Annotated in this window: 17 protein-coding genes; 4 read left to right on the top strand and 13 right to left on the bottom strand. The window is 62.0% G+C overall.

Annotated elements, in window-relative coordinates:
• Nucleotides 1-30: 30 nt before the first annotated feature.
• From lpxB to pyrH, 13 genes are all read right to left on the bottom strand, one after another.
• A complete protein-coding gene (gene lpxB / locus FD715_RS02325) occupies nucleotides 31-1197 on the bottom strand; it encodes a lipid-A-disaccharide synthase (protein ID WP_147104572.1) in 1167 nt (388 codons plus the stop codon).
• Nucleotides 1185-2084, bottom strand: a complete 900-nt coding sequence (locus tag FD715_RS02320; RefSeq protein WP_147104569.1) for an LpxI family protein — start codon at nucleotides 2082-2084, stop codon at nucleotides 1185-1187. Before FD715_RS02320 ends, lpxB begins: the two co-directional genes overlap by 13 nt.
• On the bottom strand, nucleotides 2084-2872 hold the full coding sequence (lpxA, locus tag FD715_RS02315; protein ID WP_147104566.1) for an acyl-ACP--UDP-N-acetylglucosamine O-acyltransferase: 789 nt from the start codon (nucleotides 2870-2872) through the stop codon (nucleotides 2084-2086). The genes FD715_RS02320 and lpxA overlap by 1 nt, the downstream gene beginning before the upstream one ends.
• Complete coding sequence (gene fabZ, locus FD715_RS02310) at nucleotides 2869-3333, bottom strand: 3-hydroxyacyl-ACP dehydratase FabZ (RefSeq protein WP_147104563.1); 465 nt, start codon at nucleotides 3331-3333, stop codon at nucleotides 2869-2871. Before fabZ ends, lpxA begins: the two co-directional genes overlap by 4 nt.
• A 69-nt stretch (nucleotides 3334-3402) precedes the next feature.
• A complete protein-coding gene (locus FD715_RS02305) occupies nucleotides 3403-3942 on the bottom strand; it encodes an OmpH family outer membrane protein (RefSeq protein ID WP_147104560.1) in 540 nt (179 codons plus the stop codon).
• 4 nt (nucleotides 3943-3946) lie between these two features.
• Nucleotides 3947-6301, bottom strand: coding sequence for an outer membrane protein assembly factor BamA (gene bamA, locus FD715_RS02300; RefSeq protein WP_147104557.1), 2355 nt, complete (start codon nucleotides 6299-6301; stop codon nucleotides 3947-3949).
• A gap of 129 nt (nucleotides 6302-6430) precedes the next feature.
• Nucleotides 6431-6556 carry a hypothetical protein gene (locus FD715_RS22925; protein ID WP_255450628.1) on the bottom strand — a complete coding sequence of 42 codons (126 nt, stop codon included), beginning with the start codon at nucleotides 6554-6556 and terminating at the stop codon, nucleotides 6431-6433.
• 96 nt (nucleotides 6557-6652) lie between these two features.
• The gene (gene rseP, locus FD715_RS02295) at nucleotides 6653-8002 is read right to left on the bottom strand and encodes an RIP metalloprotease RseP (RefSeq protein WP_147104554.1); all 1350 of its coding nucleotides are present in this window, start codon (nucleotides 8000-8002) and stop codon (nucleotides 6653-6655) included.
• Between the two features lie 4 nt (nucleotides 8003-8006).
• Nucleotides 8007-9176 carry a 1-deoxy-D-xylulose-5-phosphate reductoisomerase gene (gene dxr / locus FD715_RS02290; protein WP_147104551.1) on the bottom strand — a complete coding sequence of 390 codons (1170 nt, stop codon included), beginning with the start codon at nucleotides 9174-9176 and terminating at the stop codon, nucleotides 8007-8009.
• Nucleotides 9173-9958: a phosphatidate cytidylyltransferase gene (locus FD715_RS02285; RefSeq protein WP_147104548.1), complete on the bottom strand. Its 786-nt coding sequence runs from the start codon at nucleotides 9956-9958 to the stop codon at nucleotides 9173-9175. The genes dxr and FD715_RS02285 overlap by 4 nt, the downstream gene beginning before the upstream one ends.
• The gene (gene uppS / locus FD715_RS02280) at nucleotides 9955-10674 is read right to left on the bottom strand and encodes a polyprenyl diphosphate synthase (protein WP_255450631.1); all 720 of its coding nucleotides are present in this window, start codon (nucleotides 10672-10674) and stop codon (nucleotides 9955-9957) included. Before uppS ends, FD715_RS02285 begins: the two co-directional genes overlap by 4 nt.
• A gap of 133 nt (nucleotides 10675-10807) precedes the next feature.
• Nucleotides 10808-11371, bottom strand: coding sequence for a ribosome recycling factor (gene frr / locus FD715_RS02275; RefSeq protein WP_147104545.1), 564 nt, complete (start codon nucleotides 11369-11371; stop codon nucleotides 10808-10810).
• A gap of 90 nt (nucleotides 11372-11461) precedes the next feature.
• A complete protein-coding gene (pyrH, locus tag FD715_RS02270; protein WP_147104542.1) occupies nucleotides 11462-12193 on the bottom strand; it encodes a UMP kinase in 732 nt (243 codons plus the stop codon).
• A gap of 72 nt (nucleotides 12194-12265) precedes the next feature.
• On the opposite strand from pyrH, the gene miaA reads away from it, so the two are divergent.
• The 4 genes from miaA to FD715_RS02250 all read left to right on the top strand — a co-directional run bounded on the left by miaA (nucleotide 12266) and on the right by FD715_RS02250 (nucleotide 16884).
• Nucleotides 12266-13147: a tRNA (adenosine(37)-N6)-dimethylallyltransferase MiaA gene (gene miaA, locus FD715_RS02265; RefSeq protein WP_370455326.1), complete on the top strand. Its 882-nt coding sequence runs from the start codon at nucleotides 12266-12268 to the stop codon at nucleotides 13145-13147.
• A gap of 72 nt (nucleotides 13148-13219) precedes the next feature.
• Entirely contained in the window at nucleotides 13220-14008 is a 789-nt protein-coding gene (locus FD715_RS02260) for an AraC family transcriptional regulator (protein ID WP_147104539.1), read from the top strand.
• Between the two features lie 365 nt (nucleotides 14009-14373).
• Nucleotides 14374-15420: an ABC transporter permease gene (locus tag FD715_RS02255; protein ID WP_147104536.1), complete on the top strand. Its 1047-nt coding sequence runs from the start codon at nucleotides 14374-14376 to the stop codon at nucleotides 15418-15420.
• Nucleotides 15421-15432: 12 nt separating this feature from the next.
• Complete coding sequence (locus FD715_RS02250) at nucleotides 15433-16884, top strand: ABC transporter permease (protein ID WP_189799389.1); 1452 nt, start codon at nucleotides 15433-15435, stop codon at nucleotides 16882-16884.
• Nucleotides 16885-16926 lie beyond the last annotated feature (42 nt).

The raw sequence follows: 16926 nt of genomic DNA, 5'->3' as shown, positions 1-16926 counted from the left end.
TACGGTCAAATCTGTCCCCGCGGGGACAGATCACCCCATCCGCGTTAAAACCGCCCGCGCTGCGCGCAATCCCGGGTCCGCACCGCCGCGGCCCAACAGGTCCATCGTCAACTCCATCGCGTCCTGCTGCGCCGACGGATCGGCTAGCAACCCCTCCATCGCGCGCACCACGTTGTCGACGGTAAAGTCCTTCCCGACGACTTCAGGCACCACCCGCGTCTCAGAGACGTGATTGATCAGGCTGCCCGTATCGGTCGTCACCATCCGGCTGATGATCGCGCGGCTCAGCCAGTGCAGATCATAGGCGCTGACCATCGGTGTGCCCGCTGCAGCAAGTTCCAGAGACACAGTGCCGGAGGTGGCAAGCGCCACATCCGCCGCGCCAAAAGCGATCCGCTTTTCGCTGGCCGCCGCGCCCGGATCTTGCCCGGTTGGGTCCAGCACAAGGGGGCTGACCGGCCATTTAGCGACCGCCTCGCGCACGAGCGGCGCCACGGCACCGGCGGCCGGCAAAACCATCTTCATGTTCGGCCTTTTCTGAGCCAACCGGCCCAGAGCCGCGCCGAATGTAGGCGCCATGCGCTTGATCTCTCCCCGCCGGGATCCGGGCAGGACCAAGAGCAGCGGATCAGCGTCTCGCAGCCCGTGACGTGCGCGAAACGCGGCCCTTTCGGCGACACTGGCGCGGGGAACGGTTGCGGCGGGATGGCCGACAAAGTCACACGCCATCCCTTCGGCTTCCATGTAGGGCGGCTCGAAGGGGAACAGGGCCAGCACATGGTCGATCATCGCCGCCATCTTTCTGGCGCGGCCCGGCCGCCACGCCCAGACGGTGGGGGCGACATAGTGAACCGTGCGGATGTCTGATCCGGCCTTCACCAGCTTGGCGACACGCAGCGAGAAATCCGGGCTGTCGATTGTGATCAAAACGTCAGGTTTCAGGTCAATAATGGCCCGCGCCGTCTCGGCGATACGGCGTTTGAGGTGGCGGTATTTTGGCAGGACCTCGGCGATGCCCATGACACTGAGTTCGGACATGTCGAACCGGCTGGTGAGACCCTGTGCCTGCATGAGCGGACCGCCGATGCCGTCAAAGCTGACCTCTTGCGCCTCTTGCTTGAGCCCGGCCATCAGCGCACCGCCCAAGGCGTCGCCCGACGGTTCGCCCGCGATGACAAAGACCTTCAGCGGACCCATAGAAACAGCCCCGCCTCATCCAGCACGCGTACGACCTCATCCCGGTCCAGAACCATCACGCCGCCCGCCTCAAGCACGAGACCGTCAAGACGCGCCGCGACAGCCGCGCGCGCGGTGTCTGGGCCGATGGTCGGCAGATCAATGCGACGGTCCTGCCCCGGTTTCGGCGCCTTGAAAAAGATGCCACCGCCCGGCTGAGCGCGCGCCTCGGCCACGGGACCAGACAGCCAATCGGCCGCGTCATCCAAAATGTCACCAACAAAATCCATCGCGGCGGCAAAGGGGTCATCCCCCGGCGGCGGCATGGGTTTCACCGGCCGCTCCAGCAGCCCGCGCAGCATCGCGTCGGTGCCGCGCGCATCCTCGCGGGCGATGACCTGGCCAGACCGGATCACGCAGGATTGACCCTCGTCCACCCTGCCCTGTTCGATGGACACCTCTTCGGCGGCCTTGACCTGCAAGTCGATGTCGTCCGACACCTGCACCTGCGTGAGCACGCCGGATGGCGGCAGCAAGTCGGGCACCAGATCATGCGCGCCGCGCACGGTCATACCGCGCGCTTCAAAAAGGCCAATCACCGCGCGCAAAGCCGCGTCCTCGCCCGCCTTCACCGCCTTGGCGATGGTGGGGACAAGCGGCATCGTACGGGCGTCGATCCGGAGCGGGTTGAAGCCGGGCCGTTGGATTGCGCCGCACAGGCACACGTCGGTCACACCGCGCTGCGTGAGCGTATGGAGCAGCGTGCCGATGGTTTCGATCCGGAACCAGTGGTCTACCTCAAGCCCGTCGGGTGCGAAGCCTTCAAGCGCGCACACGAACGGCGGTGCCGATTGCGCGCCCGCTACCACGGCGGGCAGTGCGCCTGTTCCCGTGACCAGCGCCAGCATCAACGCGGCGTCAGGAACGACCGATCGCTGTCGCCCATCACAAACGCCACAATCTCGCGCACATACTCGCTGTCGGTTTCCTTGCCCAACCGCTCGGCGCGGTCGTGAAAGGTGCCCTCGCCCTGCGCCAGCATCTGGAACGCGGCCCGCAAAGCTGTGATGTCACTGCGCGCCACGCCTTTGCGCTTGAGACCTACGAGGTTCAGCCCGTCCAGATCGCCGCGCGGCGCCTGTACGAGACCGTATGGAATCACATCATTGGTCACCATCGTCACCGCACCGATGATTGCGCCCTTGCCAATGCGCACGAACTGGTGGATGCCCGAAAGCCCCCCCACGATCACGTCATCTTCGAGAATGCAGTGGCCCGCGACGGCGGCAGAATTCACAACGATGACCCGGTTGCCGACATGCGCGTCGTGGGCAATGTGACAGCCTGCCATGAACAGACCGTCGTCCCCGATGCGGGTGACGCCGCCGCCACCCTCGGTGCCGCTGTTCATCGTGACATGCTCGCGGATGCGGTTGCGCTTGCCAATGATCAGGCGGCTCGCTTCACCCTTGAATTTGAGGTCCTGCGGCACTTCGCCGATGACTGCAAAGGGAAAGATCGTTGTGCCCTCTCCCACTTCGGTCTGACCGGTCACAACAACGTGGCTTTTCAGCGTGACGTCCGGCCCGATGGCGACATCTGGGCCAACGACGCAAAACGGACCAACCGTGGCTGACGGGTCTATCCGGGCCCCCGGTTCGACGACAGCCGAGGGGTGGACGCCACCGTCGCTCATGTTTTGGGGATATCCATCATAGCAGTAAATTCGACCTCGCAAGCCATCTCACCCTCCACGTCGGCAACCCCGGCGAACTTCCATACTTTACCACCTGGCTTGCCCCGAGTTGTAGTCAAATTGAGTTTCAAAACGTCACCCGGGGTCACCATACGGCGGAACTTGCACTTTTCGATGGACATGAAGTAGACCAGCAAGTCCTTGTCCGCGAGGTCAAGCGCCACACCCACCATCACGGCCGCTGTCTGGGCCATCGCTTCGACAATGGTGACGCCGGGCATGATCGGGTGACCGGGAAAATGGCCCTGAAAATGCGGCTCGTTCATCGTCACATTTTTGATGCCTGTGGCACTGGCGTGGCCGTCGATGTCGATGACCTTGTCTACGAGCAAAAACGGGTATCGGTGCGGGATGATCCGCTGGATCAGGCCGATGTCAGCGGTTTTAAGTTCAGAAGTCATGTCGTGCTCGGCCCTTTGGTCTTTGTTCCGGTTTTGCGTAGCAAGACGGGCGCAGGCCCGCAAGCGCGCCTATGGCTGTTGGCCGCCGTCGCCCAACGTCTCGTCCATCCGCGAGATGGCAAGATCGGTAATGTCGATGGCGTTGGCGCTGACGAAAACGCTGCGCTGTTCCAGGATCACGGCGGCGCCTGTGTCGCGCATGATGTCTTCGAGCACGGGCGCGGCAGAGATCAGGAACCGGTCGCGGTTTTCTTCGAGAAGGTCGGCGATGGCCCGGCTGCGGGCATCGCGGTCGCGCCGGATGGCCTCGACACGGGCGTCAAACGCATCAGCAAGCGCTCGAAACGCGTCTGGTGTCATGTCGGCGCGCTGCTCTGTCAGGGTGCGTTCCTCGGCCTCAAGCTCTGCCTCGATGCGTCGGTTGTCTTCGGAGAGTTCCGTTGTGCGCGCTTCGATCTCGTCGAGCACGCGTTGTCCAAAGGCGCTGTCGCGATAGAGCCGTTCGCTGTCGATGGTCAGAATCGGACTACGCACGTCCTGTGCGGGCAACGCCGTGGCCCAGAACAGGGCCGCAGCCAAGAGCACAAGCGCGCGCGCGAGCCTGCCCATACGATCAGAACGTGGTCGAGATGGTCAGATCAAAGGACTGTTCGCGGTCGAAATCCTCTTTCCTCAAGGCGTTCGAGAAGTTGAGGCGCAGCGGACCAATGCCCGTATCCCACAGGATCGAAAAGCCGATGACGTGGCGGAACGAACCGCCTTCGCCAACGACATTGCCGCCCGACAGGTCGACAGAGTCGAGGTCCCATAGGTTGCCGACGTCGTAAAACAGACCGCCACGGATCCCCAGTTCTTCGGGCAGGCCAAGCGGGAATTCAGCTTCGAACCGGGCCGCGACAAAGATGTTGCCGCCCAGCGGATCGGCCTCGGTGCCCGGCACGTTCAAGTCGCGGGGACCGATCCCGCCGGGTTCAAACCCGCGAATTACGTTTGGCCCCAGAATGAAGCGGTCGACGCTGCGGCTGGTCCCACCGTTCCAGGCCAGGTACCCGGCCTCGAATGAGGCGCGCAGCGTGACTTCTTCGTTGAAGGCAAGACGTTGACCGACGACGCGGCCACGGGTCCGGATGAACTCTTGATCGCCGCCGATTCCGGAGAAGTCCTGCGAGAACTCCACCAGGACGCCGGCGTTCGGGTTCAGGCCCCTTTCGCGCGTGTCGTAGGTGTAGGTGTACCCGATGGAGGAGGACACCTGTTCACCTGCATCAATTTCCCGCTGCACGATCACACCGTTCGTGACCGGATCGCGTGCAAGTTGTTGATCTTCGAGATACGAGTAGTTCAACTGCAGTCGCCCGCGCTCACTGATCGGGAAAGTCAGGCTGGGGCGGAACAACAGGGATTCGCTGTCGTAGTTCGTAAAGCTCGAGTCAGCCTCGCTGTATTGCAGGTTCAGGCCAAAGGCGACATCACGGCCCAGGAACGCTGGTTCGACAAAGTTGATGCCGTACTGTTCCGACTCTTCGGCAGTCGAGAAGTTGAAACCCAGCGTCTGTCCGCGACCGAGGAAGTTTCGTTCGGTAAAGCTGACGATCAGGCCGAACCCGTTCTCCTGCGAGAACGCGCCACCGAAGTTCAGCGACCCGGTGGGCTGCTCTTCCACGTCGACATCAATCACGACCTGATCCGGTGTGGAGCCTTCGCGCGCGTTGACGTCAGCGACACTGAAGTAATTCAGCGCACGGATGCGTTCAGCGGCGTCTCGAATTTCACGCGGGTTGAACGGATCACCTTCGGCAATGCGGAACTGGCGGCGGATCACGCGGTCAAGCGTCGTCGTGTTACCTTCGATGTCGATGCGCTCGACAAAGACGCGCGGGCCGCGGGAGATGACAAACTCGACGTCGAGGGTCAATGCGCGGTCATTGCGAGTCACGCGTGGCTCGACCCGCAGAAAATCGACGCCGTCGCGCTGGCCCTGACGTTCAAGGCGGGTGATTTCGTTTTCGACCAGCGTGGGCGAATAGATAACGCCGGGCCGGACCCTGATCAGCTCTTGGTATGCGTCGCCATCAACCTCTGGCAGCTCGCTGACCACGGTGACGTCCCCGAATGAGAACTGTTGCCCTTCCTGCACATTGAAGGTCAGGAAAAAGCCGTCGCGTTCTTCGGTCAGTTGGGCGTTTGTACTGACAACACGGAAATCGACGTACCCCCGCGAGCTGTAGAAGTCATTCAAGACCTGGCGGTCGAACTCGATCCGGTCCTCGACCAGCGTGTCACTTTGGATCAGCAGGCGAAGCAGGCCCGCCTGTTTGGTGTCGAGCACGCGGCGCAGGCGGCGATCCGAATAAACGCGGTTGCCCACGAAGCTGATGCGTTCGACCTCTACAACGTCGCCCTCGAAAATCTCAAAGACCAGATCGACGCGGTTGTCGGTGCGGCGGATGATCCGCGGGGTCACGCGTGCGGAGACGCGGCCCTGGGTGCTGTAAGCTTCGGCAATGGCGCTTGCATCGCGTTCTGCCTGTGCGGGGGAAAACACGCGGCGTTCCTGACTTTGCACAGTGGCCGAAAGCGCTTCGTCGTCGACACGGCGGTTCCCTTCGAACGAGATACGGTTGATGGTCGGGAATTCGGTGACGGTGATCAGCAGTGTGCTGCCCTGAGCCGCGACAGACACTTCTTCAAACAAACCGCTGTTTTCGAGGTTCTGGCGCGCGTCATTGACCTGACCCGCGGTCAGGGTCTGACCGGCTGCGATTCCTGCGCGCGCAAGAACTGCGGCGTCACCAACCCGCTGGTTTCCGTCCACGACAATGCGCGAAAACTGAAAGCTCTGCGCCTGTGCCGGAGCCAAACTTCCGACCCAAGACACTGACACCAGTACGAAAATTGCTGCTCTAAAAAACGCCGTGCGCCCGCACCTCTGTGCCTGCGCGATTGCGCCCCTCAACCCCAGTCCCATGGTTTTGCCCCACGTGTTCAGACATACAATATTAACGTGAGTAACGGCATTGCGAGGGGTTGTCAAAAGCGCAAAACCCCGTGGGTGACCACGAGGCGGGTAGCACATCTTGTGGATAAATGCCCGAAGCTAGAGACTGCCCACCCAGGCACCTGCCGCAAGCGCACCGGCCAAAGTCGCGCAATACAAGGCGCGATCCCAGTTCAGCATCATCAACAGGCTCAAGCCCCTGTATCCGCTTTGAAGTGTCTGCATCTATCCACCCTCTGACTGGTGCAGACTTAGATGCCGAATGCGGCAGCAGATGGGACCGAATGTGTCAGGAATGGGGCAAATGCCCCCAGACGCACGTCAGGGACAGAACAGGTCGTTGCCCACCGCAAAGATCATCAGACTGAGCACCAGCGTCAGACCAAAGGCCATCAGCACACGCAGCGCCCCGTCACTGGGTGGTTTGCCGGTCACCGCCTCGTAGGCATAAAACACGAGGTGCCCGCCATCGAGCGCGGGAATGGGAAAGAGGTTCAGCAGGCCGACTGCCGTCGACAGAACCGCGATGAACCAGACGAAACTTTGCGCGCCCTGGCTGGCCATGGTGCCCGACACCTGTGCGATGCCGATGGGACCGGACAGGTTGCAGGTGCTGATGGCGCCGGTGATCATGTGACCAAGGCCCGAGATGGACCCGGTGATGATGCGCCACGTCTGTTCAACGCCGCCGGTGACCGCGTCCACGACGCCCGGCGCCTCGCTTGCCGGGTCAAAGGCATTGCCGCTTGCCACGCCGATCCGCCATTGCGTCGTAAAGCCGCCACCGTCTTGCGGCTCGTCCACGCGCTTGGGCGCCAGGCTTTTTTCCAGAGTCTCTCCATCGCGCCAGACGCCGAGTTCGAGCGTTGCACCGTTTGATCCCTCCACCGCGTTCACCAATTGGCGGAAGGCAAAGACAGGCTCGCCATTGATGGAGGTGATGACGTCCCCCTGCTCCAGCCCTGCGGCAAGCGCTGCGCTCCGGGGCGTAACCGACCGGACCAAGGGCGGGCGCAGATACGGGCCCTGCACCACCATCCGTTCGCCATCACGCTCGACCGTATACTCAAGCTGTGGCGCGATGGGCAGGTTCGCGATCAAGTCGCCGTAGGCCGGGTCCGACAGGCTGGGCACTGGTGTGCCGTCAATTTCAAGAACGACATCACCCGCTTGCAGACCCTCTGCCTCGGTCGGCAGAGTGTAAAGCTCGCCCACCGTCAGCGGGTCGCGTGGCACGCCGTTGGTATAGCCGACGATCGCAAAAACCATAATCGACAGCACAAAGTTAAAGACGGGGCCAGCGGAAACGGTCGCTGCACGCGCCCACAGCGGTGCACCGTGCATCGTGCGGCGCAGGGCGACCGGATCACTCGCGGCGGCCTCCATCGCGGCTTCGTCCTTGCCGGATGCTGCGTTGGAATCGCCCGCGAACTTCACGTAGCCGCCAAAGGGCAGCGCCGCGATTTGCCATTTGGTGCCGCGCTTGTCCACGCGGCTGTAAATCACCGGGCCGAAGCCGATCGAGAAAACATCGGCATGAATGCCAGACCACCGGCCGACGATGTAGTGACCGTATTCGTGGATCGCCACAATCACGCTGAGCGCGACAATGAAGAAGAAAATGGTCCAGGCAAAACCGCCAAAGGCGGGAATCAGGGCCGAAATGTCCAAGGCTTTATCCTGCTCTGTGCTCGATCACGCTGCGTGCGGCTTGTCGTGCCATTTGGTCCGCTGCGTGCACGTTATCAAGGGTCATTGGGGCATCAATATGGCCCGGATCTGTGTCATTTAGCACCTGTTCGACCACCTGCGCCATGGTCTGGAAGCCGATGTGCCCAGCAATAAAGCCATCCAGTGCCGTTTCCTTGGCCGCGTTGAAGATCGCGCCCGAGAGGCCGCGCCGCTCCATAACTTCTCGTGAGAGCCGCAAGGCAGGCCAGCGGTCTTCGTCCGGGGGGCGAAAGGTGAGCGCGCCGATTTGCGCGAGATCGAGCCGTTCGATAGGCAGCGCGCGGCGGTCGGGCCAGTGCAGCGCGTAGCCGATGGCGTGCCGCATATCTGCCGGGCCCACATGGGCCATCAGCGCCCCGTCGTTGAACCCGACCATGGCGTGGATCATGGATTCGGGATGCACCAGCACCTCGATCTGATCAGGTCGAACATCAAAATACTCACGTGTTTCAATGAGTTCCAGCGCTTTATTGAACATCGATGCACTGTCGATAGTGATGCGCTGGCCCATGTCCCAGTTTGGGTGCGAGGATGCTTCGGCCAGCGTGGCGTGCGCCAGCTTGTCCAGCGGCCAATCGCGGAAAGCACCGCCGCTGGCGGTGATGATGATCCGCTCGACCGCGTCCATGTCCTCGCCCACGAGCGCCTGAAACACGGCAGAGTGTTCGCTGTCTACAGGGAGAAGCCGGGCATCGTGCGCCTTGGCCGTCGACAGGATGAGCTGGCCCGCGCAGACGAGTGATTCCTTGTTCGCAAGAGCGAGTGTCGCCCCCTGTTCAAGCGCGCAGAGGCCGGGCGCGAGACCTGCGGCGCCCACGATGGCCGACATGACCCAATCTGCGGGGCGGCAGCCAGCTTCGGTCAGGGCTGTTTGCCCTGCTGCCGCTTCGACTCCGGTGCCATGAAGAGCAGTGCGTAGATCATCAAGCCGTGCGTCGTCGGCGGTGATCGCAATGTCGGCCTGCAGACGGATGGCGTCGGCGGCCAGTTGGTCGATATTTGCCGCCCCGGTCAGGGCGACCACGTCATACGCGTCCGGCTCGCGCGCGATCAGGTCGATAGTGTTTTGGCCGATGGAGCCCGTCGCCCCGAAAATCGACACGCGCCGCGTCACAGCACACCGCCCGGAAAGCCCGCCACCTGGCCGAGCATCAGCAGGAACACGGAAGCGCCCAGCATTCCGTCAAATCGGTCCAGCACGCCGCCATGACCCGGGATCAGGGACGAGCTGTCCTTGACCCCCATACGGCGCTTCATGGCGCTTTCACCGATGTCGCCCATCTGGCTCGCCATCGACAGGGCCACCGACACGCCGATCAGTTGCAGCGTCGCTTCGGTGTTGATGGCAAAGACGGCGCCAACGACCCCTGCCCCAATCCAGCCCGCAACCGTGCCGGACCATGTTTTCTTGGGGCTGACGCGGGGCCAGAACTTTGGCCCGCCAAAGGCGCGGCCTGCGAAATAACCGACCACATCAGTCACCACGACCACCATGACCAGCCAGGTCATCCAGCCAAAACCGAGATCGTCGCGCACCTGCATCATGCCGAAACCGGCCATCAGGACCATCACGGTAAAGACCATGTAGGTGGACCGGTTTTGCGCCAGTTGTCCAAGACCCACCATGCAGGGGGCCAGCAGGATCGGCAGGGCGAACCCGACAGGCAGATAGATCGCGAGCAGAACGGCCACACCCGACACCGCGCCAAGCTGGAGCGCGAGACTGGCTTGGGTCGGCGACACCATGCGCACCAGTTCCCACACCATCAGGCCGCAGACGAGCGCCACGAGGACGTGAAAGACATCGCCACCCATCCAAATGCCCCAGACGCCGACCAGCACCATCAGCAGGCCCGACCCCATGCGGGCGGCAAGATCCGACCACTTCTCGTTCATTTCTTTACCCCGCCGAACCGGCGGTCCCGCATCCCGTATGAGGCACAGAGGCGGGTAAACTCCTCGCGGCTGAAATCAGGCCAGAGCGTGTCGATGAATTCGTATTCGGCATATGCCGACTGCCAGAGCAGAAAGTTTGAAATCCGCGCCTCGCCACTGGTGCGGATCACCAGATCGGGGTCGGGCAGGACGTACGTGTCGAGGTAGCGCGGCAGCGTTTCCTCGTCGACGCTGTCGGGGTGCAGCTTGCCCTCCGAGACATCGCGCGCGAGCCGTTGCGTGGCGCGGGCCACCTCATCCCTGCCGCCGTAGTTCAATGCGATGGTGAGATTTACGGTCGTATTGTCGGACGTGAGGTTTTCAAGCTCGTCCATCAGCGAAATCAGCTTGGCATCCAGCCGAACCCGGTCGCCTATGAACCGCACGCGGGCCCCAAAATGGTTTAGCGAACGCGCCTCTTTAGAAATATAGCGACGAAAGAGGCTCATCAGCCCTGCCACCTCGACCTGGGTTCGTTTCCAGTTTTCGGTCGAGAAGGCAAAGATCGTCAGGTACTCGACGCCGATGTCCGGGCATGTTTCCACCACCTCACGGACGCGGCGCGCACCGGCGTGGTGTCCGAACAGGCGTGGACGGCCCCGCTGGGTGGCCCAGCGTCCGTTGCCGTCCATGATGATGGCAACGTGGCGCGGACCGTTATGAGAGGCATCTGCGATGGTGCTGTCCTTGGCTTTGGGCTGTTGGTGCCTGCGGTTTGGGCTCCGCCCTTGGTTGTCCGGGGCTCCGCCCTTTGACACTCCAAACGCTCCCCCGGAGCGTTTGCCTGCGCCTGCGGCGCAGGTTCGAGTGTCAAACCTGCATGATCTCGGTTTGCTTGGTTTCCAACGCACTGTCGACGGACTTGATGTATTTGTCCGTCATCTCTTGAACTTCGTCCTGCCACAGCTTTTCGTCGTCCTCGGACATGCCGTCGGCCTTGGCTTTCTTGATCTGGTCCATACCGTCGCGGCGCACGTTGCGGATGCTGACGCGGGCGTTCTCGGCATAGCTGCCCGCAACCTTGCCCAGTTCGCGGCGGCGCTCTTCGTTCAATTCGGGGATCGGCAGCATGATGATGGTGCCGTTGAGTTGCGGGTTGATGCCCAGCCCACTTTCGCGAATGGCCTTTTCGACTTTGCCCACGAGACCCTTGTCCCAGACGTTGACCGTCACCATCCGCGGCTCTGGCACGTTGACGGTGCCCACCTGATTGATCGGCGTCATGGAGCCATAGGCATCCACCATCACCGGCTCTAGCATGGAGGCCGAGGCCCGGCCTGTGCGCAGCGATGCAAACTCGGTTTTGAGGTTGGCCATGGCGCCGTCCATCCGGCGCTCAAGGTCGTCTGTGTCCAGCATGAAATCGTCAGACATGGTATTCCCCGTGTTTCTTCTTGTCGCCAAATAGGCGTTTCACATGCATATAAATCAAGCGGCGCGTATATGACCAGCGCGAGTTGTGGCCTAGCCCTGTACGCGCGTGAAGGTGCCCTTGCCTTCAAGGATTTCCTTGAACCCGCCCGGCGTGTCGAGCGGGAAGACGATCAGAGGCAGGTTGTTGTCACGGGCAAGTGCGATGGCTGATGCGTCCATGACACCCAGACGCTTTTGCAGCACCTCGTCATAGGTGACGACGTCGTAGCGTTTGGCGTCGTCATGCTTTTTCGGGTCCTTGTCATAGACACCGTCGACGCCGTTTTTGCCCATAAAGATGGCCTCGCAGGACATTTCGTTGGCGCGCAGGGTCGCTGCGGTATCGGTGGTGAAATACGGGTTGCCCGTTCCGGCGGCAAAGATGCAGACCCGCTTTTTCTCAAGGTGGCGTACGGCGCGGCGGCGGATATAGGGCTCGGCCACCTCGTTCATCGTGATGGCGCTGATCACGCGGGTGAACACCCCCCGCCCCTCAAGCGCGGATTGCATGGCAAGCGCGTTCATTACGGTCGCAAGCATGCCCATGTAGTCGGCGGTTGTGCGCTCCATCCCTTGGGCGGAGCCCTGCAGGCCGCGAAAGACGTTGCCTCCGCCGATGACCATACAAATCTCGACCCCCATGTCGTGGACAGCCTTCACCTCGCCTGCGATCCGTTCGACGGTCGGCGGGTGCAGACCAAAGCCCTGATCGCCCATCAGCGCCTCGCCAGAGATCTTCAACATGACCCGTTTGAAAGTCGCCTGTGTTTCGGTCTCGGTCATGGTGCGCCCCCGCTCTTTGAAATTGCGCGCAACCTGTCCTAAATGCGGCGAGGTTTCAATGGACGAGACGACATGATGCGCGACCTGATCGCCAAATTGCCCAAGGACCTGCCGGTTCTGATTGCCGGGCCGACCGCATCGGGCAAATCCGCGCTGGCTTTGGCCATTGCAGAGGCACAGGGCGGGGTCATCGTGAACGCCGATGCAAGCCAGGTCTATGACTGCTGGCGGGTGCTGACGGCGCGTCCGTCGGCGGAGGAAGAAGCGCGCGCGCCGCATCATCTATATGGTCATATCCCGTATGACGCGCCTTACTCCACCGGCCATTGGTTGCGCGAGGTCACGCCGCTATTGAGCGGCGCGCGCCCGATCATCGTGGGTGGCACCGGGCTTTACTTCGGCGCGCTGACGGAGGGGCTGGCCGATATTCCTGACACGCCGCCCGAGGTCCGCGCGCAGGCCGATGCGCTGGATCTGGGCAAGATGCTGGCGGCGCTGGATCGTGAAACCTTGCAGCGGATTGACGTTGCCAACCGCGCCCGTGTCCAGCGTGCTTGGGAGGTGCAGCACGCCACCGGGCAGCCGCTGTCCCATTGGCAGGACCAGACGCGTGACCCTGTTCTGGGCCCGGGCGCTTTTGCCGGTGTCGTCATGGACAGCCCCAAAGAGTGGCTGACCCCGCGCATCGCGGCGCGGTTCGACCAGATGCTCAAGGGCGGCGCACTTGAAGAAGCCCGCGCAATGCTGGACCGCCACAATCCCGCCCTGCCCTCGTGCCGTGCTATCGGTGTGGCCGAGGCGTTGGCAGTGGTGCGGGGCGAGATGGATCACGAAGCGGCCGTCGAACGGGCAACGATTGCAACCCGCCAATATGCCAAGCGGCAGCGCACATGGTTTCGCAGCCGGATGGCGGAATGGCACTGGATTTCATCTCCCGCCATGGTTGAGGCTTGACATAATTGCAGCGGGAGCGGCCAATGCGGCAGGGAATCGCCCCATGTACTTGTCCAAAACGGACCATTGCCCATGTCTCTGCCCCCGGTCGAGATCAAACCGCTCAGCCAGCTGACGTTTGGTCAGGACTGGCGTATTGCACTGGCTCATGACCGTCCGGAACACCTTGTCATCTGGATCACACGCGGTCAGGGGCGGCTGTTGCTGAACGGGACGCGGCGCGGCGTTGGCACGCATAATGCACTGACCATTCCGCCCCGCACGCTTTTTTCGCTGGATCTTGGTCGCCAGGGAATCGCAATGGTGGCCTTGATCCCCGATGGAACAGATGTCCGCCTGCCGATCGGGCCGCGGCAGCTCCGGGTACGCGAGGTCGATGCCATCGGCGAGTTGACAGGCATTTTCGAGGCCGCGCACCGCGAAATGACCCAAGGTCGCGCGCTCGCCCAGGACGCGATTGATGCGCAAATGGCGTTGATGTCGGTGTGGTTGCGCCGCCAGATTGCTTTGCCCGAGCATCTGCCTGTGGCCATGAATGCCGCCGCACGCCTCAGCGCACGGTTTTGCGAGCGTGTCGCACGCGACCACGCCGATGGGCTGTCTATGGCCGAACACGCCGCTGAACTGGGCGTCACCGCCACCCACCTGACCCGTGCGTGCAAGGCTGCGACGGGGCGCACGGCCGCCGATCTGTTGACCGAACGTATCCTTTACGCGTCTCGCATGGCGCTGATCGAAACCACCGTCCCGGTTCAGGACATAGCACGCCACCTGGGCTTTGGATCCGCCGCGTATTTTACCCGATTCATGCAGCAGCACACCGGGCAGACGCCCACGGCGCTGCGCAAAACGTCGCGTTGAGCCGTCGGTCCGAATTTCGCACGCGAGATCAGCGATGTCGCAAACAGGATATGCAAATGTCGCAAACGTGTTCCGATTTCTGAAACGTCCCCGTTGACCTGTGTGCATATCTGTTGCCTCATAAGATCAGGGAACAACAAAGACCGCAGATGTGCACGAATGCGTCCGGGCCAAACCGGATGAACGCACGCTGGGCCGACATATTGGTCTACTTCGGTCACTGGGGGCGTCAGTGTAGGCAGATTCAACACCCACTCCATTATTCGGCTCACACGAGCCCTGCCAGAGACGTCACCTAAAGAACGTCCGGCAGCCAAAAGAGCGGCGGACCCTACCCGCCCGAAGCCACCCAACAGGGGCGATACATGGGACTTTTCATACTCAGACGATTGGGCGTGATGCTGCTAACGGCCCTGTGCCTGACCTTCATCGTGTTCTTTCTGACCAATCTCTATCCAAACTTGGAAAAGCTGGCCAAGACGCAAGGCAACTTCCGCATGTCGGACGAGGCCGTCGCAAGCTGGCTGGATGACCGCGGATACCTCGACAATACCTTTGTCAAATACGGCAGATGGCTGGGCGTCGCACCGGGCTGGGTCACGGAAAAGGACGACGGAACCGTCACCGGCCAGTGTTTCGCGGAAAACGCGCCGGTCGAGGATCGGGCCACGTTCTGTGGCGTGCTACAGGGCGATTGGGGCTTTTCGCTGGTCTTCAAAGACGAGGTCAGCAACATCGTTGCGACCCGGCTGGGCGCCACGGGCAAGCTTATGGGCTTTGTCCTTCTGGTGATGGTGCCCATGTCGCTGCTGGTTGGCGTGCTTGCGGGGATGCGCGAGGGGTCGGGTCTGGACCGGTCGCTGTCGACCTTTTCAATCGCGACGACCGCGACGCCGGAATATGTGTCGGGCGTCATCTTTATCGCGGTCTTCGCGTCGTCAGCCTTTGGGCTCAAATGGTTCAAAGGATCGGCGACGCAAGCCATCGAGAACGCCACCTTCGAGAACTTTACCCTGCCGGTCCTGACCATCGCGCTATACGGGATGGGCTATATCGCGCGGATGACACGGGCCAGCATGACCGAGGTCATGACGGCGCAATACATCCGAACGGCGCGACTGAAGGGCGTGAGTTTCGGAAACATCGTCCTCAAGCACGCGCTGCGCAATGCGCTCATCGCACCCTTCACGGTGATCATGCTGCAGATCCCGTGGCTCTTGAACGGGGTGGTGATTGTCGAGACGCTCTTTAACTACAAGGGCTTTGGCTGGTTGCTGGTGCAAGCGGCAGGCAACAATGACATCGAACTGCTGCTGGCCGTGTCTGTCGTTTCTGTCGTCGTTGTGCTGATCACGCAGCTGATTTCCGACATCGGCTACGTGTTTCTCAACCCGCGCATTCGCATTTCCTAAGGAGGCTTACCCATGGACCCTTTGACATGGACCGGCCCTCTTGGGCAATTTCTGGACCCGGTGTTCTATGCGCTGGCTGTCATCTTTCTGATCGCGGTGGTGATCCAGATCGTGATGAGCATCGCCTCGGGCGGCACGCGTGTTGTCACAAACCCCGACGGCACGCTGAGCACGGCGGGCGGGGCCTATGACCTGTCGGCAAGCGCGACGCGGTGGTCGGGCCTGGCGCTGTTGCTGATCATTCTGGCTTACGTGGTTTTGGGCATCTTCGGCGGACCGGCGGCCACGGGCATTGTCGGCGGGATGAGCCAGCAACTGATCCCGGTCTGGATCGCGCTGATCGCCACCTTCGCGGTGTCGATCACCTTCAAACGCAAGCTGGGGCTTTACGGCAAACTCTTTGATTCCACAGTGGGCATGATCGGCTTCGCTCTGGTGATGTTTTGGGTCTATGCCGGGGCCATGGCGGGCCTGTTCGACTGGATCACCACCCACGAGAGCCTGAGCCAAGTGTCCGGCATGAAGAACAAGGTGCCCGGCACGCCAATGCGCGGCGCCGAAGAGGGCGAATATGCCTGGTATCTGCTGGGCGGCGACAACTTGGCGCGCGACGTGTTCAGTCGACTGTTCAAGGGCGCCTGGGTCGTGGTGCAGATCGCACCGCTGGCGACGCTCTTTGCCTTTATGGTCGGCATCACGCTTGGGTTGCCTGCGGGCTATTATGGAGGGCGCCTCGACACCTTCCTGTCTTTCCTGGCCAACCTGATCCTCGCCTTCCCCGTGATCCTGCTGTTCTACCTGCTGGTCACACCGGAAATCGTGGCGACGGGCATTCCGAACTACATGGCGACGGTGTTGTTCGTCTTTCCGCTGATCTTTGTCGGCGTGCTGTTGAATGCGCGCTACTACACCCAGCCAAGCTTTCGCACGCCGCTGCTGATCGTGGTGCTGGGAGTTATGGGCTGGATCTATCTGTCACTGATCTCCGACGGCGGATCGAAGGTGGCGGTGCTGCCGGAATTTCTTGATCTTTTTGACATTGATCCTGGCATTCTCGTGGTCTTCGTATCGGTGGTCTTCGTCAACGCGCCCACCGTGTTCCGGATCGTCCGCGGCCTCGCCCTCGACATCAAAACGCGGGACTATGTGGCGGCGGCGCAGACGCGCGGCGAAGGGCCCTGGTACATCATGCTGTGGGAGATCCTGCCCAACGCGCGTGGGCCGCTGATCGTCGATTTCTGCCTGCGCATCGGCTACACCACGATCCTTCTGGGCACTTTGGGCTTCTTCGGTCTGGGTCTTGAAAGCGAAAGCCCGGATTGGGGCACGACCATCAACGCGGGTCGGCGCTTGCTGTCTGTGTATCCGCACGCGGCCATTGCACCTGCGGTGTCACTTCTGACGCTGGTGCTGGGCCTGAACCTGTTGGCCGACGGGCTGCGGGAAGAAAGCCTCAAGGATTGATGGAAGCGGAGGGACCGGGGGCCAGCCCCCGGTCCCCCGTGG

The organism is Tateyamaria sp. syn59 (genome assembly GCF_007995245.1).
Taxonomy (GTDB): Bacteria; Pseudomonadota; Alphaproteobacteria; order Rhodobacterales; family Rhodobacteraceae; genus Tateyamaria.
Note: the sequence above shows the minus strand (reverse complement) of the source record. Positions and strands in the feature narration are given on the sequence as shown.

Excerpts from the sequence above, each read along its gene's own strand:
- pyrH (WP_147104542.1), bottom strand. The coding sequence starts at position 12,193 with ATGACCGAGACCGAAACACAGGCGACTTTCAAACGGGTCATGTTGAAG.
- FD715_RS22925 (WP_255450628.1), bottom strand. The coding sequence starts at position 6,556 with ATGCAGACACTTCAAAGCGGATACAGGGGCTTGAGCCTGTTGATGATG.
- FD715_RS02285 (WP_147104548.1), bottom strand. The coding sequence starts at position 9,958 with ATGAACGAGAAGTGGTCGGATCTTGCCGCCCGCATGGGGTCGGGCCTG.
- FD715_RS02250 (WP_189799389.1), top strand. The coding sequence starts at position 15,433 with ATGGACCCTTTGACATGGACCGGCCCTCTTGGGCAATTTCTGGACCCG.
- lpxA (WP_147104566.1), bottom strand. The coding sequence starts at position 2,872 with ATGAGCGACGGTGGCGTCCACCCCTCGGCTGTCGTCGAACCGGGGGCC.
- FD715_RS02255 (WP_147104536.1), top strand. The coding sequence starts at position 14,374 with ATGGGACTTTTCATACTCAGACGATTGGGCGTGATGCTGCTAACGGCC.
- FD715_RS02260 (WP_147104539.1), top strand. The coding sequence starts at position 13,220 with ATGTCTCTGCCCCCGGTCGAGATCAAACCGCTCAGCCAGCTGACGTTT.
- miaA (WP_370455326.1), top strand. The coding sequence starts at position 12,266 with ATGATGCGCGACCTGATCGCCAAATTGCCCAAGGACCTGCCGGTTCTG.
- lpxB (WP_147104572.1), bottom strand. The coding sequence starts at position 1,197 with ATGGGTCCGCTGAAGGTCTTTGTCATCGCGGGCGAACCGTCGGGCGAC.
- fabZ (WP_147104563.1), bottom strand. The coding sequence starts at position 3,333 with ATGACTTCTGAACTTAAAACCGCTGACATCGGCCTGATCCAGCGGATC.
- bamA (WP_147104557.1), bottom strand. The coding sequence starts at position 6,301 with ATGGGACTGGGGTTGAGGGGCGCAATCGCGCAGGCACAGAGGTGCGGG.
- frr (WP_147104545.1), bottom strand. The coding sequence starts at position 11,371 with ATGTCTGACGATTTCATGCTGGACACAGACGACCTTGAGCGCCGGATG.
- FD715_RS02320 (WP_147104569.1), bottom strand. The coding sequence starts at position 2,084 with ATGCTGGCGCTGGTCACGGGAACAGGCGCACTGCCCGCCGTGGTAGCG.
- FD715_RS02305 (WP_147104560.1), bottom strand. The coding sequence starts at position 3,942 with ATGGGCAGGCTCGCGCGCGCGCTTGTGCTCTTGGCTGCGGCCCTGTTC.